Source organism: Rhizobium sp. S152 (assembly GCF_030380735.1).
Lineage (GTDB): Bacteria > Pseudomonadota > Alphaproteobacteria > Rhizobiales > Rhizobiaceae > Rhizobium.
The window spans coordinates 81,785-106,760 of sequence record NZ_JAUDRZ010000001.1 but is presented as its reverse complement, the minus strand read 5'-3'; the positions used below and the strand labels follow the sequence as shown (position 1 = coordinate 106,760).

Annotated in this window: 19 protein-coding genes; 15 read left to right on the top strand and 4 right to left on the bottom strand. The window is 63.2% G+C overall.

The window, feature by feature from the left end:
- Positions 1-57: 57 nt before the first annotated feature.
- The 8 genes from epmA (at position 58) to QTL95_RS00480 (ending at position 11,615) form a co-directional block, all read left to right on the top strand.
- A complete protein-coding gene (gene epmA, locus QTL95_RS00515) occupies positions 58-1,122 on the top strand; it encodes an EF-P lysine aminoacylase EpmA (RefSeq protein ID WP_289718020.1) in 1,065 nt (354 codons plus the stop codon).
- Positions 1,119-2,174, top strand: a complete 1,056-nt coding sequence (locus tag QTL95_RS00510) for a lysine-2,3-aminomutase-like protein (RefSeq protein ID WP_289718019.1) — start codon at positions 1,119-1,121, stop codon at positions 2,172-2,174. The genes epmA and QTL95_RS00510 overlap by 4 nt, the downstream gene beginning before the upstream one ends.
- A 258-nt stretch (positions 2,175-2,432) precedes the next feature.
- Positions 2,433-2,684 (top strand): acyl carrier protein, encoded by a 252-nt coding sequence (locus QTL95_RS00505; RefSeq protein WP_289718018.1) that lies wholly within the window; start codon positions 2,433-2,435, stop codon positions 2,682-2,684.
- Positions 2,685-3,866, top strand: a complete 1,182-nt coding sequence (locus tag QTL95_RS00500) for an acyl-CoA dehydrogenase family protein (RefSeq protein ID WP_289718017.1) — start codon at positions 2,685-2,687, stop codon at positions 3,864-3,866.
- Positions 3,867-3,870: 4 nt separating this feature from the next.
- A complete protein-coding gene (locus tag QTL95_RS00495) occupies positions 3,871-4,779 on the top strand; it encodes an amino acid--[acyl-carrier-protein] ligase (RefSeq protein ID WP_289718016.1) in 909 nt (302 codons plus the stop codon).
- An 8-nt stretch (positions 4,780-4,787) separates the two neighbouring features.
- Positions 4,788-5,750 carry a DUF1839 family protein gene (locus QTL95_RS00490; RefSeq protein WP_289718015.1) on the top strand — a complete coding sequence of 321 codons (963 nt, stop codon included), beginning with the start codon at positions 4,788-4,790 and terminating at the stop codon, positions 5,748-5,750.
- A 16-nt stretch (positions 5,751-5,766) separates the two neighbouring features.
- Entirely contained in the window at positions 5,767-8,241 is a 2,475-nt protein-coding gene (locus QTL95_RS00485) for a glycoside hydrolase family 2 protein (protein ID WP_289718014.1), read from the top strand.
- Positions 8,242-8,312: 71 nt separating this feature from the next.
- The gene (locus tag QTL95_RS00480) at positions 8,313-11,615 is read left to right on the top strand and encodes an oligosaccharide flippase family protein (RefSeq protein WP_289718013.1); all 3,303 of its coding nucleotides are present in this window, start codon (positions 8,313-8,315) and stop codon (positions 11,613-11,615) included.
- 11 nt (positions 11,616-11,626) lie between these two features.
- On the opposite strand, the gene QTL95_RS00475 is transcribed toward QTL95_RS00480, so the two are convergent.
- The 3 genes from QTL95_RS00475 to QTL95_RS00465 form a co-directional block, all read right to left on the bottom strand.
- Complete coding sequence (locus QTL95_RS00475) at positions 11,627-12,811, bottom strand: glycosyltransferase family 4 protein (protein WP_289718012.1); 1,185 nt, start codon at positions 12,809-12,811, stop codon at positions 11,627-11,629.
- A 137-nt stretch (positions 12,812-12,948) separates the two neighbouring features.
- On the bottom strand, positions 12,949-13,185 hold the full coding sequence (locus QTL95_RS00470) for an Lrp/AsnC ligand binding domain-containing protein (protein WP_289718011.1): 237 nt from the start codon (positions 13,183-13,185) through the stop codon (positions 12,949-12,951).
- A gap of 73 nt (positions 13,186-13,258) precedes the next feature.
- The gene (locus QTL95_RS00465; RefSeq protein ID WP_289718010.1) at positions 13,259-14,155 is read right to left on the bottom strand and encodes a LysR family transcriptional regulator; all 897 of its coding nucleotides are present in this window, start codon (positions 14,153-14,155) and stop codon (positions 13,259-13,261) included.
- Between the two features lie 106 nt (positions 14,156-14,261).
- Between QTL95_RS00465 and hglS the strand changes: the two genes are divergently transcribed.
- From hglS to QTL95_RS00430, 7 genes are all read left to right on the top strand, one after another.
- Entirely contained in the window at positions 14,262-15,671 is a 1,410-nt protein-coding gene (gene hglS / locus QTL95_RS00460; protein WP_289718009.1) for a 2-oxoadipate dioxygenase/decarboxylase HglS, read from the top strand.
- A gap of 23 nt (positions 15,672-15,694) precedes the next feature.
- Complete coding sequence (locus QTL95_RS00455) at positions 15,695-16,978, top strand: NAD(P)/FAD-dependent oxidoreductase (RefSeq protein WP_289718008.1); 1,284 nt, start codon at positions 15,695-15,697, stop codon at positions 16,976-16,978.
- A gap of 25 nt (positions 16,979-17,003) precedes the next feature.
- Positions 17,004-18,542: an L-piperidine-6-carboxylate dehydrogenase gene (gene amaB, locus QTL95_RS00450; protein ID WP_289718007.1), complete on the top strand. Its 1,539-nt coding sequence runs from the start codon at positions 17,004-17,006 to the stop codon at positions 18,540-18,542.
- Between the two features lie 80 nt (positions 18,543-18,622).
- The gene (locus QTL95_RS00445) at positions 18,623-19,612 is read left to right on the top strand and encodes an Ldh family oxidoreductase (protein WP_289718006.1); all 990 of its coding nucleotides are present in this window, start codon (positions 18,623-18,625) and stop codon (positions 19,610-19,612) included.
- A 136-nt stretch (positions 19,613-19,748) separates the two neighbouring features.
- Positions 19,749-20,780: an iron ABC transporter substrate-binding protein gene (locus tag QTL95_RS00440; RefSeq protein WP_289718005.1), complete on the top strand. Its 1,032-nt coding sequence runs from the start codon at positions 19,749-19,751 to the stop codon at positions 20,778-20,780.
- Between the two features lie 60 nt (positions 20,781-20,840).
- Positions 20,841-22,502 carry an ABC transporter permease gene (locus QTL95_RS00435; protein ID WP_289718004.1) on the top strand — a complete coding sequence of 554 codons (1,662 nt, stop codon included), beginning with the start codon at positions 20,841-20,843 and terminating at the stop codon, positions 22,500-22,502.
- Positions 22,499-23,536 (top strand): ABC transporter ATP-binding protein, encoded by a 1,038-nt coding sequence (locus QTL95_RS00430; protein WP_289718003.1) that lies wholly within the window; start codon positions 22,499-22,501, stop codon positions 23,534-23,536. The genes QTL95_RS00435 and QTL95_RS00430 overlap by 4 nt, the downstream gene beginning before the upstream one ends.
- A gap of 23 nt (positions 23,537-23,559) precedes the next feature.
- Here QTL95_RS00430 and QTL95_RS00425 read toward each other — a convergent pair whose 3' ends face one another.
- Positions 23,560-24,888 (bottom strand): glucoamylase family protein, encoded by a 1,329-nt coding sequence (locus tag QTL95_RS00425; protein ID WP_289718002.1) that lies wholly within the window; start codon positions 24,886-24,888, stop codon positions 23,560-23,562.
- Positions 24,889-24,976: the final 88 nt, after the last annotated feature.

The following is a 24,976-nucleotide window of genomic DNA, read 5'->3' as shown; positions in this document are numbered from 1 at the left end:
CTAAAATCCGGCAAATAGCCAGCCCTCGCGTGGGTTACAAAGGTCAGGCATCATCGAATGAAAGCCCCGATCGTAACAGTGTCTCCCTGGTGGACGCCTAGCGTCCACTCGGATCGCCGCCCGTTCCTGATCGGACGCAACGCGATCCAGGCATCGTTGCGCGGCTATTTCGGGCGCGAGGATTTCATCGAGGTCGATACGTCGGCGCTGCAGATCTCGCCCGGCAACGAGGCGCATCTGCACGGTTTTGTCACCGAGGCGCTGACGACGGATGGGCAGGCAGCGCCCTTCTATCTGCACACTTCGCCGGAATTCGCCTGCAAGAAGCTGCTGTCGGCGGGCGAGCAGCGCATCGCCTGCTTTGCTCACGTCTATCGCAACCGCGAGCGCGGGCCGCTACATCATCCCGAGTTTACCATGCTGGAATGGTATCGCGTCGGCGAAAGCTACGAGAGCCTGATGATGGATTGCGTGCGCATCCTGGCGCTGGCGGCCGAAACCACGGGCACGCCGAAGCTCACCTTTCGCGGCCGGGAGTGCGATCCATTCGCTGGTCCCGAGCGGATCAGCGTCGCGGATGCGTTCCGCCGCCATGCCGATATCGACCTGCTCGGATCGGTAATGCCCACTGGTGAGACGGACCGGACGCATCTGGCCGCCGAAATGGCGCGGGTCGGCATGCGGATAGCTGACGACGACGGCTGGGCCGATCTGTTCAGCCGCGTCCTCGTCGAAAAGGTCGAGCCGCATCTCGGCTTCGGGCGGGTCACCATCCTCGATGAGTATCCGGTATCGGAGGCGGCGCTCGCCAGGCCGTCGGCGGGTGATCCGAGGGTTGCCGAGCGCTTCGAGGTCTATGCCTGCGGCGTCGAGCTGGCCAACGGTTTCGGTGAACTCACCAACGCCGCCGAACAGCGCCGCCGATTCGAGATCGAGATGGCGGAAAAGACGCGGATCTACGGCGAGGCCTATCCGATCGATGAGGATTTTCTCGCGGCGCTTGCGATCATGCCGGAAGCGAGCGGCATCGCGCTTGGTTTCGATCGCCTGGTCATGCTGGCAACCGGCGCATCACGCATCGATCAGGTGCTCTGGGCCCCGGTCGCGGAGTATGGCCGATGACGTCGGCACGATCGCTCAAGAGTGTTGAGGATCTCGACCGGGCAGGCCTGCTCGGCGCGCGGGATCGCGCCTCTCTGGAAGCGGTCGCCCACAAATATGCGATCGCGCTTACGCCCGATGTCGCCGGGCTGATAGACACCTCGGACCCGGCCGACCCGATCGCCCGGCAGTTCGTGCCGGATACATCGGAGCTTCTGCTGACGCCGGAAGAGCGGGTCGATCCGATCGGTGATCACGCGCACAGCCCGGTGGAAGGGATCGTCCATCGCTATCCGGATCGCGTGCTGCTCAAGGCCGTGCATGTCTGCCCGGTCTATTGCCGCTTCTGCTTTCGGCGCGAGATGGTAGGGCCGCAGGGACTGGGAACGCTCGATCCGGCGGCAATGAAGGCCGCATTCGATTATATTCGCGAGCACACGGAAATATGGGAGGTCATCCTAACCGGCGGCGATCCGTTGGTCCTGTCGCCGCGGCGGCTCGAAGAAATGCTTCGGGAACTGGCTTCCATCGATCACGTGAAGATCGTCAGGTTTCATACGCGTGTCCCCGTTGTCGATCCGGGCAAGGTCGATGCAGCACTGATCGCCGCGCTGAAGGCGAGCGGCAAAACCGTCTATGTCGCGTTGCATGCCAATCACCCGCGCGAACTGACCGACGCGGCGCGCGCGGCCTGCGGCAGGCTCGTGGATGCCGGTATCGTCATGATCAGCCAGTCGGTCCTGCTGAGAGGTGTGAACGACGATCCCGCGGTGCTTGCGGAGCTGATGAAGGGGTTCGTCGAAACGCGGGTGAAGCCGTACTATCTCCATCACCCTGATCTTGCGCCGGGCACCAGTCACTTCCGGATATCTATCGAAGAAGGGCAGTCGATCGTCTCCGCCCTTCGCGGCCGGATTTCGGGGCTGTGCCAGCCGACTTATATTCTCGACATACCCGGCGGGTTCGGCAAGGCGGATATTGCACGAACTGTCGTCCGAAAAACTGCCGAAGGTTGTTACTCGGTCAGTGATTTTCGTGGCGACGCCCACGACTATCCGCCAGCGGCGACCTAGGTCGGCGAAAGGCGTATTGTTTTCATCCAACTCTTCTTTCGCAGAAACGTTGGCGCATGAGGCGATGCAATCACTAAGTCATTGCTCGCGCTGACTAACTCAATCTTGACGGTTTCATTCGGTTAAGCTTTTAACATCAGTGATTAATTGGTTTTAACTACGTCATTTAGTGGAATATTGGCTTTTTCTGATTACGGCTATTGTGGACAGGCGGTCGGAACCGCCCTCGAGGCATGATGATCTTGGAGATTTCAAGCAATGAATACAACAATCCGTGAACTGTTGGTCAAATTCGGGAAACTCCCGGTAGCAATCGATCAGGTGGCGGATGATGCCGACCTTTACGCAGTTGGCCTGACCTCTTTTGCTTCCGTGCAGCTGATGCTTGGCATCGAGGAAGCCTTCGATGTGGAGTTCCCTGATAATCTCCTGAACCGCAAGTCGTTCGCCAGTATTTCGGCGATCGCAAAGACCATCGACATCATCAATGACAGCCGGAAAGTTGCTTAAATGAACTTTCCCGTCAAAATCACGGAAGCAGACCTTTCCGCAAGGGTCGCCCGCGTTGCTGCCATTGCGGCCAAGCACGCCGACGCCGTTGATTTTGAAGGGCGATTCCCGAGTGAAGCGGTCGAAGCTCTGAGGGCGGAGCGGCTGCTTGGCATCCAGATTGCGCGTGACCTCGGCGGCGAGGGTGCCAGCATCTCCGAGATCGCCGAACTGTGCGCGATGCTCGGACAGGCATGTGCTGCAGCGGCCATGGTCTTCGCCATGCATCACATCAAGCTCTGTAGCCTTGTCGAGCATTGCGATAACAGCGCCTGGCACCGTTCGCTGATGCAACGCATCGCCGCCGAACAGCTTCTGATCGCCTCGGCCACCACCGAAGGCGGAATCGGCGGCAATCTGCGCAACAGCATTTGCGCCATTGCCATCGATGGCGGTGTCTGCCGCCTGGAGAAGGACGCCACCGTCATTTCCTACGGCTCGCACGCCGACATGATCATGATTACCTCACGGGCGCATGCGGAAGCCGCTTCGTCCGATCAGGTTCTGACGGTTTTCCTGCGTGATCAGTACACACTGGAAAAGACTCACGTGTGGAACACGCTCGGGATGCGCGGCACCTGTTCCGATGGTTTCCTGTTCAAGGGAGAGGCGCCGGCTGAGCAGATTCTGCCAAAGCCGTTCGCCGAGATCGCGGCGCAGTCGATGCTTGCTTCCTCGCATCTGCTGTGGAGCAGTGTTTGGTACGGGATAGCGGTCGATGCCGTTGGCCGCGCACAGGCTTTCGTTCGGGCCGCGGCCCGTAAGTCGCCCGGCGCACCGCCCCCGGGCGCGTTGCGGCTGGCCGAAGCTTCGAACCTCCTGCAGATGGTGCGCTCGAATGTCGTTGCTGGTCTCAAATTCTACGAGGACGCAAAGGACAACGCCGACAAGCTTTCGTCGATGGGCTTCGCGGTCGCCATGAACAACGTCAAGATCGCATCGTCGGAGACGATTCTCGACATCATAAATCACGCGATGCTGATCTGCGGCATCATGGGCTACAAGAACGGCACGCCGTTCAGCATTGGTCGCCACCTGCGCGACGCCCATTCCGCGCAGCTGATGATCTCGAACGACCGCATTCTCGGCAACACGTCGAGCATGCTTCTTGTCCACAAGCAGGACACTAGCCTACTGGGGTGACGACATGGACGCGCAAACGACATTTCTGGACCGGCTGTTCGAATCCGGCCTTCTGATCGACATGGGCGTCGATGGCCTTTACGGCCGCAGCGGCCAGTTCGAGGATGTGATCGCTGCCTTTGAGCGCCTGATCGACCGTTTCGGCGGCGAGGACGGCGCGGAAGCGATGCGCTTTCCCCCGGGCATGAACCGCGAAATCTTCGAGAAGAGCGGCTATATGAAGAGCTTTCCGCAGCTGGCCGGCACCGTGCACAGCTTCTGCGGCAGCGAGCTCGACCATATGAATCTCCTGCAGTGCATGGAAGTCGGAGAAGACTGGACCAAGGGCCAGGAAGCGACCGAGATCGTGCTGACGCCGGCCGCCTGCTATCCGCTCTATCCGACGGTTGCCCGCCGCGGCAACCTGCCGAAGGACGGCGCGCTGTTCGACCTGCAGTCCTATTGCTTCCGCCATGAACCGTCGCGCGATCCGGCCCGCCAGCAGCTGTTCCGCATGCGTGAATATGTCTGCATGGGCACGGAAAAGCATGTCACCGATTTCCGCCAGAACTGGATGGATCGCGGTCTGGAGATGATGAAGCTCGTCGGCCTCGACGTCACCATCGACGTCGCCAACGATCCGTTCTTCGGCCGCGCCGGCCGCATGATGGTCAACAACCAGCGCGATCAGAACCTCAAGTTCGAGCTCCTGATCCCGATCACGTCGACGGCCAATCCCACCGCCTGCATGAGCTTCAACTTCCATCAGGATTCGTTCGGCCAGAAGTGGGGCCTGAATCTCGAGGATGGAAGCGTTGCCTTTACGGCCTGCGTCGGCTTCGGGCTCGAGCGTATCGCGCTCGCTCTGTTCCATCGCCACGGCCTCGACGTGAAGCAGTGGCCGGCCAGCGTGCGCCAGGCGCTCTGGGGCTGAGCGCCTTCATGTCTTCCGTTTTCCCGGCGATCCGTCCGGATGGCTATGTCCAGCATGCGCTGCATTCCAGCGAGCGCATGTGGCCGGAAACCAATTGCTATGTCGATCTCTGGATCGAGGTGCTGAACAGCTTCGGCGTGGCACCCGAGGCCATGCTTGGCTTTACGCTGATGCAGGATTTCGAGGGCGATCAGTTCACCTTCTTCAAGGTGCCGCTCGAGGATCTGGAAGCGCTCTACGATATCCGCGTGACGGAGCTCGCGATCTTCGATCGTGTCGAATCCCACATTCAGACGCAGATCGGCCGGGGCCGCCTGTGCCTGATTGAAATGGATTCGTTCTACATGCCGGATACGCAGGGCACGGCCTACCGCACGGAGCACGGCAAGACCACCGTCGCCGTCAATCGGCTGGATGTGGCCGGACGGCGGATCGAATACTTCCACAATGGCGGCTATTTCGAATTGCAGGGCGAGGATTTCGACGGGCTGTTCCAGATGCATCTGGCGGACGGCGCACCTCCGTTCCTTCCCTATACCGAGTTCGCCAAATTCCCGGCGCTGCCCCGCGATGAAGCGCATCTGCGCGAGACCGCACGTCGGCTGCTTGGGCTTCACTACGCTCGGCGCCCGGCAAGCAATCCCATCCGCGCCTTTGCGGAAGTGTTTCCAAAGCAGGTCGAAGCGCTGGCCGAGCGTCCTTTCGATTTCTTCCACAAATACGCATTCAACACGCTGCGCCAGTTCGGCGCCAATTTCGAGCTTGCCGGCGATCATCTCATCTGGCTCTCGCCGAACGAGTTTTCCGGCGCGGCGGAATCGGCACGGCGGATTTCCGAGGTGGCCAAGTCCGTGCAGTTCCAGCTTGCGCGCGCCGTGACCCGCAAGAAATACGATCCGCTGATAACGGCTCTTGATCCGGCCGCCGACGCATGGGATTCCTTGATGGCTTCGCTGGCGGAGCGCCTTTGAAGTCTGGAGCATGAGCATGAGCGGACGTCTGGCCAGTGTCGGAGCCGAGGAAACGCTGCTTTCCGAAGGCTGGAACCTCATCCTGACGGAACCCGGCGCCTGTGCCGGACCGCATGACATCCCGCTTTCCGCGCAGTTCATTCCCGCCGAGGTTCCCGGTACGGTCGCCGCGGCGCTTGAGCGCGCGGGTGAGTTCGACCGGGAGAATCCCGAGCCGCTCGATACGAGAGATGCCTGGTACGTCTGCCGCCTGTTCGATGCCGAGCCGGGCGAGGCGCTGCTGCGGTTCGAGGGGCTGGCGACGATCTGCCACGTCTTCCTGAACGGCCAGGAAATCCTCTCGTCGGAAAGCATGTTCACGCTGCACGAAATCCCGGTGACGCTTTCGGGCGGCGATGAACTGGCACTGTGCTTCCGCGCGCTGGCGCCGAAGCTTGCGGAAACCGGGCCGCGTGCCCGCTGGCGGCCGCAGATGATCAAGCCGCAGGGCTTGAAGAACGTGCGGACCACACTGCTCGGGCGCATGCCAGGCTGGTGCCCGGAAATCCATGCGGTCGGTCCTTGGCGGCCGATCACGCTGGTCCGCCGTGATGTCGTGTCGATCGATAACGTCGCCGTCCGCGCGGTGCTCGACGCCGATGGCGTCGGACGCCTCAGCGTTTCTCTTCATACCGATGTCGAAAGCCCCAACCTGTCGCTGCGTTGCGGCGATGCCGAGCAGGCTTTCGAAAAGGTCGGCGACCAGCATTACTCGGCGATCCTCAAGCTGAAGGACGTCGAGCCCTGGTGGCCGCATACACATGGAGCGCCGCGCCTCTATGACTATGCGATCCTGATCGATGGCGTCGAGCATTCGCTGGGGCGGACCGGTTTCCGATCGATCGAGGTCGATCGCGGCGCCTCGGGCGATGACTTCGCGCTTGTCGTCAACGGCGAGCGGGTGTTCTGCCGTGGCGCAGTGTGGACCAGCGTCGATATCGCAAGGCTTCCCGGCGCGCGGTCAGATTACGAACCTTTCCTGCGTCTGGCGGCGGAAGCGGACATGAACATGATCCGCATCGGCGGCACCATGGCTTACGAGACTCCGGAATTCTTCAAGCTCTGCGACGAACTCGGCCTGCTTGTCTGGCAGGACTTCATGTTCGCCAATTTCGACTATCCGAAGAACGACAAGGCATTCACCGCGCATGTGCATGCCGAGGTGGAGGAATTCCTGCATGGCGTTCAGGGCTTGCCGTCGCTTGCCGTGCTTTGCGGCGGCAGCGAGATCTATCAGCAGGCCGCAATGCTGGGATTACCCGCCGAATACTGGGCGGGGCCGATCACCGAGGAGATCATCCCGGCGATTGCCGCGCGCGTCCGGCCCGACGTGCCCTATGTGCCGAACTCGCCCTCCGGCGGCACCATGCCGTTCACGCCCAATGCCGGGGTCGCGCATTACTACGGGGTCGGCGCCTATATGCGGCCGCTTGAGGATGCGCGCCGCGCCAATGTGCGCTTCGCCAGCGAGAGCCTGGCTTTTTCGCACATCCCGCAGCAGAAAACCCTGCAGCGCCATCTCGACGTGCCGCCGGTCCATAGTCCAGCCTGGAAATCCCGTGTGCCGCGCGATCGCGGTGCGTCCTGGGATTTCGAGGATGTCAGGGATTTCTATCTGCAGGAACTTTACGATGTCGACCCGGCGCGGCTGCGGCGCGAGGATCCGGAGCGTTATCTTGGGTTTTCACGGGCGGTAACGGGTGAGGTGTCGGAAGAGACCTTCGCCGAGTGGCGGCGCAAGGGTTCCAGCTGCAACGGCGCACTGGTCTGGACCCTACAGGATCTTCTGCCGGGGCCTGGCTGGGGCGTGATCGATTCCACCGGCGAGCCTAAGCCGATCTGGTACGCGCTACGCCGCGGCTTCCGCCCCGTGCAGGTTCTGGTGACCGACGAGGGCACCAACGGGCTGGACGTGCATGTCTTGAACGAGACGCCCTATACGTTGCAACTCGATCTGGAACTGGTGTGCCTTCGGCAGGGCAAGCAGCAGGCGGTCGGCGGCGGGCGCATCCTTACGCTTCAGCCGCGCAGCAGCGAGACCTTCGCCTCCACCGACCTCTTCGGCGCTTTCTTCGATACCACCTATGCATACCGTTTCGGCCCGCCGTCGCACGACGTGACCGTGGCCCGGTTACGCCTGCCTGATGGCGGCGCGGTGGTCGCCGAAGCCTTCCACTTTCCATGCGGTCGCGCGCGGGCGCTGCACGACGCCGACATCCAGGCGTCGGCTGTGCTTGAGGACGGTCAGTGGGCGATCGATCTCGCAACGGACAGATTTGCGCAATCCGTCCATCTGTCCATCGATGGTTTCAGGCCCGATGATGACTGGTTTCACCTCGCGCCAGGCCCCGCCCGGCGCGTCCGGCTCACGCGGTTGCCGGGAACGGCCGAAGACGCCGTGCCAGCAGGCGACGTGACCAGCATCGGCGGTTCCCGATCACGCTCATTCTGATCGAAGCGACCAATTTCGAAAGATTTTCACTTTAGCATGTCCGCTTCCGAGCGGACTTGAACGGGAAATGCATGTCTAAGGGAATTATCGCGAACTCCGTCATGAACGGCGCGGCGGGCATGCTGCTGCTGCTGACGGGTTTCATCTCCTCCATCATCACCGCGCGGCTGCTCGGGCCGGAAGCGAACGGCATCATAGCCTTTTCTCTTTGGATGGTGGTGACGGGGGCGTCGATCGCCGAGCTCGGTTCCAGCATCACCCTTTCCAAGATCCTGCCGCAGCTGGAAGCCGATGGTTTCGATGCAAGAAGGCGGCGGGGGTTCGCGTCGCTGCTCGTGACCTTCATGCTGTGCTCGACGCTCGTGTTGCTCGGCTTCTACGCCATTTTCTTCCTGACATCGGAAAGGCTGCACTGGGCGGCGACGGCGCCCTCCGTCGCGCTGGTCACGGGCGCGCTGTTCTTCATCCAAGCCATCGGCTCTTTCGTGAAGTTCTATCTTATCGGCGAGCGCAGGCTGACCGATTTCTTCAAGCTCGCCATCGGCGTCTGCGTGCTTCAGCTGATCGGTGTTGCCGGTGGCGCTCTGATCTCCGGCGTCGAGGGGGTACTGATCGGCTATCTCTTCGGACAGCTCGTCTTTTTCGTCGCAACCTTGCCGATCCTTTTCACGCGCCGCGACCGCTGCGGCGTGTCGCTTCGCTATCTGGCGTCGTCGTCGATCTTCCTGTCGGCGCAGTTCATCATCGATTCCATCTTTCTTAATCGGCTCGAGCTGCTCTTCCTGCAGCAGTTCTGGTCGGTGGAGATGGTCGGCTACTATGCCGTCGGCCTGTCGGTCGCCAATATCGCGCTGCAGCTGCCGATCCAGATGACCGGCAGCCTTCTTCCCTACTACTCCGAGCGCCGTCACAGTAGCAGCGACCGGACGCTGCCGGTCGAGGTCTTTGCCGCAGTGACGCGCAGCATGGCCTACATCATCCTGCCGATGAGCTTCGGACTTGCGGCTATATCGAGCGAACTGGTGCTCGTCGTATTCGGCCCGGCCTTCGGGCCAAGCGGCCCTGTCGTGGCGCTGCTGGCGCTTGCTGCACCGGCCTATACCTTCATGCAGACGCTCAGCCTGTATCTCCTGTCGATGGAACGCACCCGTGATCGTGTCCTGGTCAGCGTGCTCGGCGCCGTCGTGATGACGCTTGGCTGCATCGCGGTCGTGCCCTTCTTCGCCGCAGAAGGTGCGGCGGTTGTGCGTATCGGCGTCTTCGTCGCGATGTGCGTGGTGATGGTGCGGCAGACGGGATTCGGCAGCCAGCTTTCCGGTCTCTATATCAGCCTTTTGAAGGCCATGCTTGCGGCAGTCTTTTGTGCTTTTATTGCCTTCGTGACTTTAGAGTTTCTTAAAGGTTCTATTGGACTTGTTATCGCGATACTGGCCGGGGGGCTGGGTTATATACTTGCACTCAAGCTGTTGAATGTAATTCCCCGCGAGGATGCCGAGGTTATGTTGTCTATAGTGCAGAAATTGCCTGCGGCGATGCAGGAGCCTGCCAGAAGGGCCGTGAAGTTCGTCGCCTCATCGGCGCCGGAGCTGGAACCCGCCGCGGCCGAGGCCCTGTCTCATGAAGCGGCGGAAGGCGCCGGCCGCGCGGCGGCATTGCCGTTTACACTTGATGGAACGGTTGGGCTGTTCATGCCGGAGGCATCAGGCGTCGCGAAACGCTCCACGGCCGTCCTCTTCCTCGCTCCATGGGGGCTGGAGGAGATGTGCAGCCACAAGTTCTTCCGCATCACCGCGGAGCATTTCGCCGATATCGGCGTTCCCAGCCTGCGGTTCGACTATCCCCAGACCGGCGATGCGCTCGATACAGGCGAGCCTGCGACACTCGCCACGTGGGAGCAATATGCCCGCAACGCCGCCGAAAAGCTGAAAGCCTTCAGTGGCTGCGACCGGATCATGATCGTTGCGCAGGGACTGGGCGCGACGCTTGCGCAGCGGGTGGCCGGCTCGATCGAGGGTGTCGACGGCATCGTCATGCTCGGACCGGTTGTGAACGGCCGCGCCTATCTGCGTGAATTGAGTGCATGGTCGAAGTTCATCAACTATCATCTCGGCCTGAAGGATGAGGATCTTCCTCAGGGCAATGTGGTCATCGCCGGTCTCGTCATGCCAGATCCGATCGCCGCCGAATTGCCGAAGATCAGGATCGGCGCGCCGGATTCCATCGCGGCTCCCCGCTACCTGATCCTCGAGCGACCGGCGCGCGCCGACGATACGAGCTTCGCCGACAATCTTCGGGCGCTTGGCGCGGCCGTCGAGCAGGCTGCGTTCGAGGGGTATGACGAACTCGTCACCGACCCTGTCTTTTCCAAGATGCCGCTGTCGACCGTACGTTATCTGGCGGAATGGATGTCGACGCAGACGTCGGTGGATCCCGAAGGCGCGCGTTCGGTAACGAGCATAGAGGCCGGCGCGATGGCAGGCGATGGCTTCGAGGAGCTGCCCGTCCGCTTCGGCGAATACCACCACCTGGTCGGCGTGGTAACGCGGCCGCTGGGGACGCTTACCGGAAACGCGGTTCTGTTTCTGTCGACGGCCTATGACCGCCATTGCGGCTGGGGCCGCACCAATGTCGATATGGCGCGCAACCTTGCCCGTCTGGGCGTTGCCTCGCTCCGCTTCGATTCCGCCAATGCCGGCGATAGCCCGCCGCGCCCGGATGCGCCGGACCAGATTCTCTATTCCGCGACACAGAACGAAGACGCCCGCGCGGGGCTCGATGTACTGGAGCGGTTCGCGCCGGGCCCGATGATGACGGTGGGCCGCTGCAGCGGTGGCTATCTCGCCCTGCGTACGACGGTCGAGGACGAAAGGCTGAAAGCGGCCGTTTCCATCAACCCCTTCGTCTATTACTGGGATCCCGATGTTGTCGTCGACGAGAGCAAGGTGGTCTCGGTGCCGCGAAGTTTCGAGGACTACGGTTCACGCATGGTCAGTGCCGATACCTTCAAGCGTCTCCTGAAGGGCGAGGTCGATGTGAAGGCGGCAGTGAAGAACGTTGTCATCGCGCTCGCCAGGCGCATGTCGGTCCGCATCGCGCCGCTCCTGCAATATCTGCCGACGCGCCGGCACGTCGCGGTCGCCGTCAAGAGGACGTTCTCGACAGTCGATCAGCGCAAGGTGCCGCTGACGCTGATGTATAGCGATGGCGACGTCGGGCTGGAGCATATGTATTTCCATTTCGGTCCCGGTGGCCGAAAACTGTCGCGCTATCCGAATGTGCGCCTAGTGATGCTGCCGAACGCCGACCACAATCTGACGCCGCCCATTACCCGCAAGACGGTGTTCGACGAAGTAGCGCGCCTCGCCAAGGCCTGATCTGCCTTGGTTCAGCTGGCCAGGATTTCCTTGTAGACGCTGACATAGCGGTCGGCGACGACATCCCACGAATAAGCGCGAGCGTCGGAAAGAAGTTTCGCTCTGACGGTCGCGCCATCGGAGACAAGGCGCTCGAACGTCCGGTCGAGCGCGTCGGCTACGCGCGCCGGTTGGCTGAAATCGGTTATGACGAGGTCGGAATGCCGGTCGGCCAGCGCCGCGAAGGCGGCGTTGCCATTGAGGACGGGAATAAGGCCGGCGCTCATGGCTTCCAGTGCGACGAGACCGAAGCCCTCGTAGTCCGAAGCCGATGCGAAGATAGAAGCCTGGCCGATGATCCCACGGATCGTGTCATTGTCGGCGGCGACATGGATCGACACCGCGTCCTCGATCTTCAGCCGTGCCATATGGTCGAGCAGGTCCTTTCGGCTGAGATCGTATTCGACGCCCATGATGTCGAGATGCCAGTTCGGATCGCGGGCGCGCAGCACCGCGATCGCTTCCAGCAGATTGTCGAGACGCTTGTTGGCGGAAAAGCGGCCAATGGTGACGATGCGGCGCTTCGGCGTCGGCGATGCGCCATCTGCGAATTTGCCGATATCGGCGCCGTTCTCGATCAGAATCGTGCGGTCGCCGGCGATACGGGAAAATTGCTGCAGGTCGGAAACGCTGCAGCCGATCACCTTGTCGTAGCCGAGGGCGGACAGGCGGGTCACGGTCTGGAACCAGACCTTCTTGATGGCGGCGTAATTGGGCGTGTGGAAGAAGCCGCCATGGGTGGTCACCACCATCGGCTTGCGATGCAGCAGGCGACCCCAGGCCAGCGCGTCGTAGAAGAAGTCGATCGCATGGACATGGATGAGATCTGCATCGGCGAGATGGCGGAAGACCTGCGGGGCGAGTGGATAGCGCGTGCTGCCCGACCAGGGGATGCGCACGACCTCGATCTCGCCGATATATTCGTGGTGCGGCAGCGTCTTCCCGCGCTCGGTAAACAGCGAATCGAGCGTCACGACGCGCACGCGAAAGCCGCGTGCGATCGTCTGTCGACCGAGATTGGAGACCACGTCTTCCAGGCCACCGCGATTCGGCAGGAACTGGCGGATGACGTGGACGATAAGCGGTCGCGCATCCTGCGAAGGAAGCGGCGCTTCGCGGCGAAAGGCATCGTCACGGGTGGTTTCTGCAACGGACATGGCTGTACCTCTTGGCCGCACGGGGCCGGAGAGTTGCGGTTGCCGCCACAAGAGCGCGTCTGGTGTTAAGGCCGGGTTTACGTCACCCCCGCCTTCTCCGTTTCTTGGAATGGAAGTTAACCGACCGTGACCCGGCCTCAGAATGCCCGGAAGGTCAGCGTGGTCAGCGAGCGGACGATGCCCGGAATGCTGGCGATCTGATCGTTAACGAATTTCCCGATGTCCTCGCCGTCCTGGAGATAGACCTTCAAAAGGAGGTCGTAGTCGCCGCTGGTCGAATAGAGCTCCGAGACGCGCTCGGTCTTGTAGATGGCGTCGGCGACCTCGTAGGTCTTGCCGGGAGCGCATTGGAGCTGGACGAAAATCGGCTTCATGGGAGTTTCCTGCATCGAATTCTGGTTTGGCGGCATAATGCGCGAAACGACCGGTGCGGCGCAAGCGGTTCCGTCAACCGGCCGCCTCGCGCACGATCCAGTCGCGGAAGGCTGAGAGCGGCGCATAATCGGCGCGCTCGGCGGGGAAGGCCAGATAATAGCGCTCCTTGCTCTCCATCTCGCGGTTCACGGCAGCGACGAGATCGCCGCGCTTCAGCTCGTCCTCGATGAGGAAGGTCGGCAGCAGGGCGACGCCGAGGCCGGCGATGGCTGCCTGGGCGGCTGTGGCGAACTGGTCGAAGAGCATGCCGTGAACGGTCTGCGGCGGCACCTCGTTGTCGGCGAACCATTGCTCCCATGCATCCGGCCGCGTGGTGAGATGCAGCAGTGGGACGTCGACGAGATCTGATGGCTGGCTAATGTCGTGGCGATCGCGGAAATCGGGGCTGCATGCGGGCACGGTCTTTTCCGACATCAGGAAGGTGAGCTCGGCGCCCGGCCAGAGCGGATGGCCGAAATGGATGGCGGCGTCGATCGAATCGAGCCGGAAATCGAAGGAGGAGAGGCGGGTGACGAGGTTGATGGTGACACCAGGATTGGCGGCGAGGAAGCGGCCTAGGCGCGGCGCCAGCCAGCGGGTGCCGAAGGTCGGTAGTATGGCGAGATTGAGCGTTCCGCCGTGCGGATTGGCGCGCAGGTTCAACGAGGCGCTGGAAATGCGCCTGAGCGCCTCGCGGATCTCGCGGGCATAGCCGTCGCCGGCAAGCGTCAGGCGCACGGTCTGGCGCTCGCGGATGAAGAGCTCGACGCCGAGCTGTTCCTCCAGCGTCTTGATCTGGCGGCTGACGGCGCTTTGCGTGAGGTCGAGCTCTTTGGCGGCCGCGGTGACGCTGCCGGTGCGCGATACCGCCTCGAAGGCGGACAGCAGGGCCGTGGAGGGCAGAAAACGGCGCGATGGCAGCATGGTCATTCCTTTTCAGAATGAGCTATTTCCAAAATGTCGATATTTATGGCCTTTCGCTACTTGTAAAGGGGCTTCGATAGGCAAATTCGGAATGAGTTGAGGTTACCCAAACATGGCAGGCTTCGTTTCCACAGACCGCATCCGCTCGCTGTTTACCGAAGCGATGTCGCAGATGTATCGCGCCGAGGTGCCGCAATACGGAACGCTGCTGGAACTGGTTGCCGACGTCAATGCCGAGGTGCTGGCGAAGGACAATGCGCTGCGCGAGCGCCTGACGCGGGCCGGCGAGCTGGAGCGCATCGATGTCGAGCGCCATGGCGCCATCCGTCTCGGCACTCCCGAAGAGCTCTTCACCATCCGCCGCCTCTTCGCTGTCATGGGCATGCAGTCGGTCGGCTACTACGATCTCTCGGTGGCCGGCGTGCCGGTTCATTCCACGTGCTTCCGCCCGGTCGATCAGGCGGCACTCAGCGTCAATCCGTTCCGCGTCTTCACTTCGCTACTCAGGCTCGAACTGATCGAGGACGAGGCCTTGCGCGCCGAGGCCGCCGAGATCCTGTCGAAGCGTCGCATCTATACCGACCGCGCGATCCAGCTGATCGAGAGTTATGAGCAAGTCGGCGGGCTGACGGAAGCGGAAGCCAAGGAATTCGTTGCCGAAGCGCTCGAGACCTTCCGCTGGCACGGCGAGGCGACCGTCAGCGCCGAGACCTACAAGCGCCTGCATGACGCGCACCGGCTGATCGCCGACGTCGTCTCGTTCAAGGGGCCGCATATCAACCACCTGACCCCGCGCACGCTCGATATCGACGCCGTGCAGGCCCGCATGCCGGAGCGCGGCATCACGCCGAAGGCTGTCATAGAAGGGCCGCCCCGCCGGGCCTGCGATATCCTTCTGCGCCAGACCAGCTTCAAGGCGCTGGAAGAGGCGATCGCGTTTGCCGGCGAGACCGGCGCGGTGAAGGGCACCCATACTGCCCGTTTTGGCGAGATCGAGCAGCGCGGCGTGGCGCTGACGGCCAAGGGCCGGGCGCTCTACGACCGGTTGCTGGCATCGGTTCGCGGCGAGGTGCAGGTCGGTGCGGCAGGTGCCAAGGCGGATGATTACGACAGCGAGCTTGCCGAGCGGTTCCGTGAACTGCCGGACAGATGGGGGGCGCTTCGGGCCGAGCAGCTGGCCTTCTTCCATTATTCCGTAACGCCTGCGGGGATCGCCGCCGCCGTCGATGGCGCGCTTCCCGATGATGCCGAGACGCTGATCGAGATGGGTTATCTGACCTTCGATCCCATCGTCTACGAGGACTTCCTGCCTGTGAGTGCGGCCGGTATCTTCCAGTCCAACCTCGGCACGGATCAACAGCAGAACTATGCGACCCGCTCCAACCGGTCTGCCTTCGAAGAGGCGCTCGGCGCCATCGTTACGGATGAGCTTGACCTTTACGCTGAACGTCAGGCACGGTCGCTGGATGCGGCGATCGATCTGCTCGGGCTTTCCGGCCTGCGCCTGAGCCATGTTGCCTGACGATTTGCGAACGGAGCTCTCCGATGCTGAATGATCCGCGCTCCCACGGCCTCTGGGAAAAGACCGCGCCGCAGCCGCCGGCAACCATGCCGCTTTCGGGCGCAGTAACCGCCGATATCGTCGTGGTCGGCGCGGGCTATACCGGGCTTTCCTCCAGCCTGCATCTGGCGGAGGCCGGCAAGTCGGTGGTGCTGCTCGAGGCCAACGACGTCGGCTTCGGCGGCGCTGGGCGCAATGTCGGGCTGATCAATGCCGGCATGTGGGTGATGCCGGACGATCTGCCTGGCGTGCTCGGCCCCATCTATGGCGAGCGCCTGCTTGACCTGCTCGGCAATGCGCCGAAGCTGGTGATGGAGCTGATCGACAAGCACAAGATTGCCTGCGAGCTTGAGCGCAACGGCACGCTGCATGTCGCCGTCGGCGCCGATGGCCTCAAGGAAATCACCGACCGCGCCAGCCAGTGGGCGGCGCGCGGCGCCGATGTCAGATTGCTCGATGCCGCCGAGACGGCACGCCGCGTGGGCAGCAGCGCCTATACCGGATCCCTGCTCGACATGCGCGCCGGTACGCTGCAGCCGCTCGCCTATGCGCGCGGCCTCGCGCATGCCGCCGTCAAGGCTGGTGTCTCGCTCCATACGTCGAGCCCTGTCATCGCCACCGAGAAGAACAGCAATCGCTGGACGGTGAAGACGGCGAAGGGCTCCGTCACCGCGGACTGGATCATCGTCGCGACGGATGCCTACAGCACCGGCCCTTGGGAGCAGGTGCGCAACGAGCAGGTGCATCTGCCCTATTTCAATCTGGCGACCCGGCCGCTCGGCGACAATCTGCGCAAGTCCATCCTTGCTGGCCGCGAGGGCGTCTGGGACACTAAGGAAATCCTGTCCTCCTACCGCATGGACCAGGCCGGCCGGCTGGTGTTCGGCAGTGTGGGTGCGCTGCGCAACACCGGGCTTTCCGTCCACAAGGGTTGGGCGCGGCGCGCGCTGAAGAAGCTCTTCCCGCAGCTCGGCGATGTCGAATTCGAATGCGAGTGGTACGGCAAGATCGGCATGACCGACAACGCGCTGCCGCGCTTTCACAAGTTCGCCGACAACGTCGTCGGCTTTTCCGGCTATAATGGCCGGGGGATCGCGCCGGGAACGGTGTTCGGCCGCACGCTTGCCCGCCATATTCTGGGCGAGATGAGCGAGGCCGAGTTGCCGCTGCCGCTGACTGATACCGCCGAGCCGCGCTTCCGCGCCGCCAAGGAACTATGGTACGAAGCCGGCGCCCAGGTCGCCCACTTCGCCGATGCCCGCTTTTAAGAACAATAAGGTTGGAACCACGACAATGACCATCGAAACGCTCGATCTCGCCACCGAAACCAAGACCCTGCTCGCCAAGCTCGGCGTCAACGCCGATCGCTTCACCGGCGGCACGCTGCGGGTGACGTCGCCCGTGACAGGAAAGGAAATCGGCGCGCTGAAGGAAGTGTCGGTCGCCGACGCCAAGACCGCGATCGATAATGCCCACAAGGCGTTTCTCGAATGGCGCGCCGTTCCGGCCCCGAAGCGCGGCGAGCTTGTGCGCCTGCTCGGCGAGGAGCTGCGCGCGGCCAAGGCCGAGCTCGGCCGGCTGGTATCGATCGAGGTCGGCAAGATCACCTCCGAAGGTCTCGGCGAAGTGCAGGAAATGATCGACATCTGCGATTTCGCGGTCGGCCTATCCCGCCAGCTCTATGGTCTGACGATCGCCACCGAGCGCTCCGAGCACCGGATGATGGAAAGCTGGCACCCGCTCGGCGTCGTCGGCATCATCTCCGCCTTCAACTTCCCCGTTGCCGTCTGGTCGTGGAATGCCGCGCTGGCGCTGGTTTGCGGCAACTCCACCGTCTGGAAGCCGTCCGAAAAGACGCCCCTGACCGCGCTTGCCACGCAGGCGCTGTTCGAAAAGGCGCTGAAGCGCTTCGTCGCCGAAGGGGGCACAGCGCCGGCCAATCTCTCGACGCTTCTGATCGGCGGTCGCGATGTCGGCGAGGCGCTGGTCGATCATCCGAAGGTGCCGCTGGTGTCGGCCACCGGTTCCACCGCCATGGGCCGCGCCGTCGGTCCGCGCCTGTCGCAGCGTTTTGCCCGTGCCATCCTCGAACTCGGCGGCAACAACGCCGCGATCATTTGCCCGACGGCCGATCTCGACCTGACGCTGCGCGGCGTCGCCTTCTCGGCCATGGGCACCGCCGGCCAGCGCTGCACCACGCTGCGCCGCCTGTTCGTGCATGAGAGTGTGTACGACGTGCTGGTTCCGCGCCTGCAGAAGGCCTACGGCTCCGTCAGCATCGGCAATCCGCTGGAAGCAGGCACGCTTGTGGGACCGCTGATCGACAAACAGGCCTACAGCACCATGCAGTCGGCGCTGGAGCAGGCGAAGGCGGCGGGCGGTACGGTCACCGGCGGCGAGCGTGTCGAAAACGGTGCGGCCGACGCCTTCTACGTGCGCCCGGCGCTGGTCGAGATGCCCGCGCAGACGGGTCCGGTCGAGAACGAGACCTTCGCGCCGATCCTCTACGTCATGAAGTACAGCGATTTCGACGCGGTTCTCGACGATCACAATGCCGTGCCGCAGGGCCTGTCGTCGTCGATCTTCACCAATGACATGCGTGAGGCCGAAACCTTCGTTTCGGCGCGCGGGTCCGATTGCGGCATCGCCAACGTCAATCTCGGCCCCTCGGGTGCGGAAATCGGTGGCGCGTTCGGCGGCGAAAAGGAAACCGGCGGCGGCCGCGAGTCCGGCTCCGACGCATGGCGCGCCTACATGCGCCGCACCACCAACACGATCAACTACGGCAAGACACTGCCGCTGGCGCAGGGCGTGAAGTTCGACGTCGAATAAGCGTCGCGGTCAATTGCTGCATTGCAAGAAGGGCGATAACGTAACCGCGTTATCGCCTTTTTTTATGACGTAGGTTCTTCATGCATCTGACACTCGCCGCCGCTGAAACCCTGGTTTTCGAAATCTTGACGAGAAACCGGGTCAGCGAGGCGAATGCCCGCTCGGTCGCCCGCGCGCTGGTGGCGGCGGAAGCTGTGGGGCAAGGCGGGCACGGGCTCAGGCGCGTCGAGGCCTATGCGAAACAGGCAAGGGCCGGCAAGGTCGATGGCTTCGCGACGCCCGCGCTTTCACGGCCGTTTCCCGCCGTCGTCCAGATCGATGCAAATTATGGATATGCTTACCCGGCTATCGATCTTGCGTTGTCCGTGGTTCCCGATATCGCGCGGCAGCAGGGCATCGCCGCCGCCGCATTCCGCCGCTCGCACCACGCCGGCGTGTTGGCCCTGACGGTCGAGCGCTTCGCCGAGATGGGGCTGGTGGCGTTGATGGTCGCCAATGCGCCGGCCTCGATGGCGGCCTGGGGCGGCCGCAAGCCTGTTTTCGGCACCAATCCGATCGCCTTTGCTGCACCCGTGCCGGATGCCGATCCCGTCGTCATCGACATGGCACTGTCGCGGGTCGCGCGCGGCAAGATCATGGCGGCGAAGCAGAAGGGCGTGCCGATTCCCGGCAACTGGGCCTTCGACCGCGATGGCCAGCCGACCACCGACGCTGTCGAGGCATTGGCCGGCACCATGGCGCCGTCGGGCGAGGCCAAGGGCGCGGCGCTCGCGATGATGGTCGAGATCATGGCTGGCGCGCTGACCGGCGCTAACTTCTCCTTCGAAGCGTCTTCGCTGTTCGACGATCAGGGGGACGCGCCGGCGCTGGGTCACATGCTTGTCGTCATCAATCCCGATGCCGCCGGCGGCGCGGTCGCCGCGGCGCGCATGGGCCAGCTGGCCGAGGAGATCACATCCGATCCCAATGTCAGGCTACCCGGCCGGCGCGGCCAGAACGCCCGGCGCGAGGCGATCGAAAACGGCATCGAGGTCGAGGACGAACTGATCGCCCTTATCCGATCGCTCTAGAACCGTTCTAAAATATACCAATTATTTCAATCCTTTGTGATGACCTTCCAGTCGCCTAAACTTGAAATCGAGTGCCAAGGAAAATATACCGCTGCAATATCATGGATATCGCAGATGAAGTGCCATGGAGGGCATCATGATCGTCTCCCTTAATCGTCTCTCGCAGGCGGCCGCTCTCGGCGCCATGCTTCTTGCCGCGACATCGCTCGCTTCGGGCGCCAAGGCGCAGGAGGAAGAGTCCGAGGGGATCGTCGTCTACAATGCCCAGCATCAGAGTCTTGGCCAGGAGTGGGTGGACGCCTTCACCAAGGAAACCGGCATCAAGGTGACGATGCGCCAGGGTAGCGACATGCAGTTCGCCAACCAGATCATCCAGGAAGACGAGGCGTCGCCCGCCGACGTGTTCCTCACCGAGAATTCGCCGGCGATGACGCTGGTCGATGCCGCCGGGCTGTTCGCGCCGATCGACAAGGCAACGCTCGACCAGCTGCCGGAAGAGTTCCGTCCGAAGGACGGCATGTGGGCCGGTATCGCGGCGCGCTCCACCGTCTTCGCCTACGACAAGACCAAGCTCACCGAGGACAAGCTGCCGAAGTCGATGCTCGATCTAGCCGATCCCTCGTGGAAGGGCCGTTGGGGTGCCGCTCCTGTCGGCGCCGATTTCCAGGCGATCGTCAGCGCGCTGCTGCAGCTGAAGGGCGAGGAGGCGACGGCCGCGTGGCTGAAGGCGTTGAAGGAAAACGCGACCTCCTACAAGAGCAACACGGTTGCTATGAAGGCCGTGAACGCGGGCGAGGTCGATGGCGCGATCATCTATCATTACTACTGGTTCGGCGATCAGGCGGCGACGGCTGAAAACAGCAAGAACGTGGCGCTTCACTACTTCAAGAACCAGGATCCGGGCGCCTTCGTCAGCCTGTCGGGCGGCGGCATCCTGAAGTCGAGCCAGCACCAGAAGGAAGCGCAGGCCTTCCTGAAGTTCATCACCGGCAAGGCGGGGCAGGCCATCCTGAAGAACGGCACGTCCTATGAATACGCCGTCGGCAAGGGTGCGGCTTCCAACGACAAGCTCGTGCCGATGGCCGACCTGCAGGCGCCTGATGTCGATGCCTCGCAGCTCAACAGCAAGAAGGTGGTCGAGATGATTACCGAGGCGGGCCTGATCTAGAGCCTGCAGCGTAGCGTCTTGGGCAAAACTGTTGCTTTTGCCTCAAGAAAACTTTAGGCCATGACGATACACGGCAACCGTCTGTCAAAGACGGTTGCCTTCCTTTTTCAGCGTGTCAAAGGCGCGGCCTTGCTGCAGGACAACAGATTGCTTGCTTCCGAGATGCCGGCGGCGCGGCCAGCGGCAGGGCTGGCGCGACCGCGCCGGGGCATGCCTTATGCGCCCGTCGTGCTTTTCGCCGCAATCGTCGCGCTGTTCAGCCTCGTTCCCCTCGGTTTCATCGGCTGGATTACCGTCGATGTCGGCTGGGAAACGGTGAAGCAGCTGGTGTTTCGCCCGCGCGTCGGCGATCTCCTCGTCAATACCGTGTTGCTTGAAGCCATCACCGTGCCGCTGTCGATCGTGCTGGCGGTGACGCTCGCCTGGATAACCGAGCGCACCGATGTTCCCTTCGCACGGCTCTGGGCCTGGCTCGCGGTGGCGCCGCTCGCCGTGCCGGCCTTCGTGCATTCCTATGCCTGGGTCAGTCTTTTGCCGGGCATGCGCGGGCTGCAGAGCGGTGTCTTCGTTTCGGTTCTCGCCTACTACCCGTTCCTTTATCTTCCCGTGGCCGCTGCCCTGCGCCGGCTCGATCCGGCGATCGAGGATGCCGCCGCTTCGCTCGGGCTTGGGCCCTGGGCGGTGTTCTTCCGCACCATCCTGCCGCAGCTTCGGCTCGCCATCTGCGGCGGCGCGCTGTTGATCGCGCTGCACCTGCTGTCGGAATACGGGCTCTTCGTGATGATCCGCTTCGACACGTTCGCCACTGCTATCGTCGACCAGTTCCAGTCCGCCTATAACAGCCCGGCCGCCAATATGCTCGGGGGCGTGCTGGTCGCCTGCTGCCTGCTTCTGCTGGCTATCGAAGTCCTGGTGCGCGGCAACGAGCGCTATGCCCGCGTCGGCTCCGGCTCGGCGCGCCCTGCCGATCGCCGTCGCCTCGGCTGGTTCGCGGTGCCTGCTGTGCTTCTGCCCGTGATCGTCGCGGCGCTGACGCTCGGCGTTCCCTTCGTCACGCTGGTGCGCTGGCTCTATCTCGGCGGTGCCGGCATCTGGCGGGTAGAGGTGGGCAATGCCTTCGTGCAGTCGATCGTGCTGGCGCTTGCCGGCGGCATTCTGGCGACGATCGCCGCTGCCCCGATGGCCTGGCTCTCAGTGCGGGCGCCGGGTCGCGTTCAGCGCGTGCTTGAAGCCTGCCACTATTATGTCGGCTCGCTCCCTGGTGTCGTCGTGGCGCTGGCGCTGGTGACGATCACCGTGCGGCTGGTGCTGCCGCTCTACCAGACATTCGCAACGCTGCTGCTCGCCTATATCCTGCTCTTCCTGCCGCGCGCCATGGTCGGCCTTCGCGCCAGCATCGCGCAGGCGCCGGTGGAGCTGGAGCGCGCCGCGATGGCGCTGGGGCGCACGCCGGGCCAGGCCGTGCGGCAGATCACCATGCGGCTGGCAGCACCGGGTGCCGCGGCAAGCATCGCGCTGGTGGCGCTCGGGATCACCAACGAGCTGACGGCGACGCTGATGCTCTCTCCCAACGGCGTCGAGACGCTGGCGACGAAATTCTGGTCGCTGACCAGCGAGATCGATTATGTCGCGGCCGCGCCTTACGCCTTCATGATGGTCGTGCTGTCGCTGCCGCTGACCCTTCTTCTCCATGCTCAATCGAAACGGACTGCCGGACAATGACGCTGCTTACGATCGAAGGTGCCAGCAAGCGTTACGGTCAGGTACAGGCGCTCGATAACATCTCGCTGGAGGTGACGGCGGGCAGCCGCACTGCCGTGGTCGGCCCCTCCGGCTCCGGCAAGACGACGCTGCTTCGTATCATCGCCGGTTTCGAACAGCCCGACCGGGGCCGCGTCACGCTCGATGGTGAGTTGCTTGCCGACGGGCCGGCGGCGGTTCCGGCGCATAAGCGCGGCATCGGCATTGTCTCGCAGGAAGGCGCGCTGTTTCCGCATCTCGACGTCGCCGGCAATATCGGCTTCGGCATTGCGCGCGGCGCGGCCGATCGCGACAAGCGAGTGCTCGACCTGCTCGATATTGTCGAGCTCGATCGCGGCATGCTAACGCGCCGGCCGCACCAGCTTTCCGGCGGCCAGCAGCAGCGCGTCGCGCTGGCGCGCGCGCTCGGCCGTGAGCCGCGGCTGATGCTGCTTGACGAACCCTTTTCGGCGCTCGACACCGGTCTGCGCGAAAACATGCGCAAGGCAGTCGCCCGCGTGCTGCAGGCGGCTGGCATCACCAGCATTCTCGTTACCCACGACCAGGCCGAGGCGCTGTCCTATGCCGATCAGGTGGCGGTGCTGCGCGATGGCAGACTGGTGCAGGCGGGATCGCCGCAATCGCTCTATCTTGCGCCGCGCGATCGCGAGACGGCGCTGTTTCTGGGCGACGCGGTGATGCTGCCGGCGATCATCCGCAACGGCCATGCCGATTGCGCGCTGGGGCACGTCGCCGTCGACAGCGAGCATCAGGGCAAGGTCGAGATCATGCTCAGGCCCGAACAGATCCGTGTCGTCACCGACAGCAGCGAACAGCCCTATGGCGGGCGCGTGGTCGAGGTGGATTTCGGCGGCGCCACCTGCACGGTCGCCGTCTCGCTCGACGGCGTGGCGCTGCCGCCGATCCTGATCAAGACGTCAAGCGTGGCGCTGCCCTCGCGCGGTGACCGGGTGCGGCTTGAGATCGCCGGCAAGGCGCATGTTTTCGCGCGCTGAAGGATGGCTTTGCGGCTCGCCGATCAGGCGATCTTGCGCTCTGCGTCTTCCGCCTCTTCTTCCAGCCAGCCACCGGTAAAGCCGGCGCGTTCCAGGCCGGTGCGGATGACATCCGACTTGCGCATCAGGCTCCAGATGAAATCGGAGCGGTCGTTTTCGATCGATATCACAAGCAACCCCTGGTCGATGCCCACGCAGCGGTCGTCCACCCAACCTTCCGGCCCCGCCGTCTTCACCGTCGGATTAAAGCCACCGGGAAAGCGGCCCTCGTAGCAGAGATCGGGATAGGCCTGGAGCAGCGCGCGCGTGCCTGATATGGCTGCTTCGCGGTCATAGGGCAGGGCGGCAAGCGCGCACCATGGCGCCAGCGTGCCATCATCAGGGCCAAGCGGCGCGCCGCGGGCGGCATAGCCGAGCACGCTCGGGCGCCGGTCGCCATGGCGGCTGCGCGACGGCGGCGGACCGTCGGACGCTGACAGCCCCCAGACATCCCGGGAGTAGCCGATGAAATTACCGGGGTTGCGCTCGGCGTAGTCGCGCTGCACCTCGACGCAGATCTGCGTATTGCGGAAATAATCGCTGTCGCGCGCGGCCATCGGCTTGTCGCGGATACCGCGAAAATCGATCCAGGCATGCGAGAAGAGATGGATGAAGAAGGGGCCGGCATAGAGATAGCACTTCTCGCCGAAGAGCATCCACGAATAGCTTGAGGTGAAGGCGTCGTAGCTCGATTGCGGGATCGGATGCGTCGGCGAGGCGAGAGCCAGCGTGTAGAGCAGTATAGCCTCGTCATAGCCCTGCCAGCGCCAGCGCAGGAAGCCGCTACCGGGCTTCCAGCCCATGCAGATGGTCTCGCCCTTGTTCAGCGCCCAGTGCCAGTCGATGCGCTCGTAGACCATATTGACGAGGCGACGGATTTCCACCTCGTTCGGGTCGTGTCCATCGAAATAGGCCGCCGAGGTCAGCATGCCGGCGACCAGAAGAGTCGTGTCGATGGTCGAAAGTTCACTGTTCCAGGCGCGGTGGCCCGTATCCATATGCAGGAAATGGTAGAAGAAGCCCTTGTAGCCGATCGCGTGGCGCTCGCGGCCCTGGTGGCCGTTGGCGAAGAAGCACAGCGTCTTCAGCGTCCGCTCGATCGCATCGGCCCTCGTCATCCAGCCGCGTTCGACGGCGACCGTATAGGACGACAGCGCGAAGCCGACGGCGGCGATGCTGCAGGGAACGCCCGCCACCGAGGTATCGGCGACGAGGCCGTTCTCGGGATTGTAGTGCTTCGGGAAATAATTGAATGCCGCCTGCTGCAGTCGATCGACCAGCGCGGCGTCGGTTTCCACGGTTCTTTGTAGCATCCGCTCCAAACCCAATTCGTTGTCCTACCCCTTGCTTCAACATGGGCGCGCCGCGCGCGCAAATCAATCTTTTTGGAGGCGCCGGGCG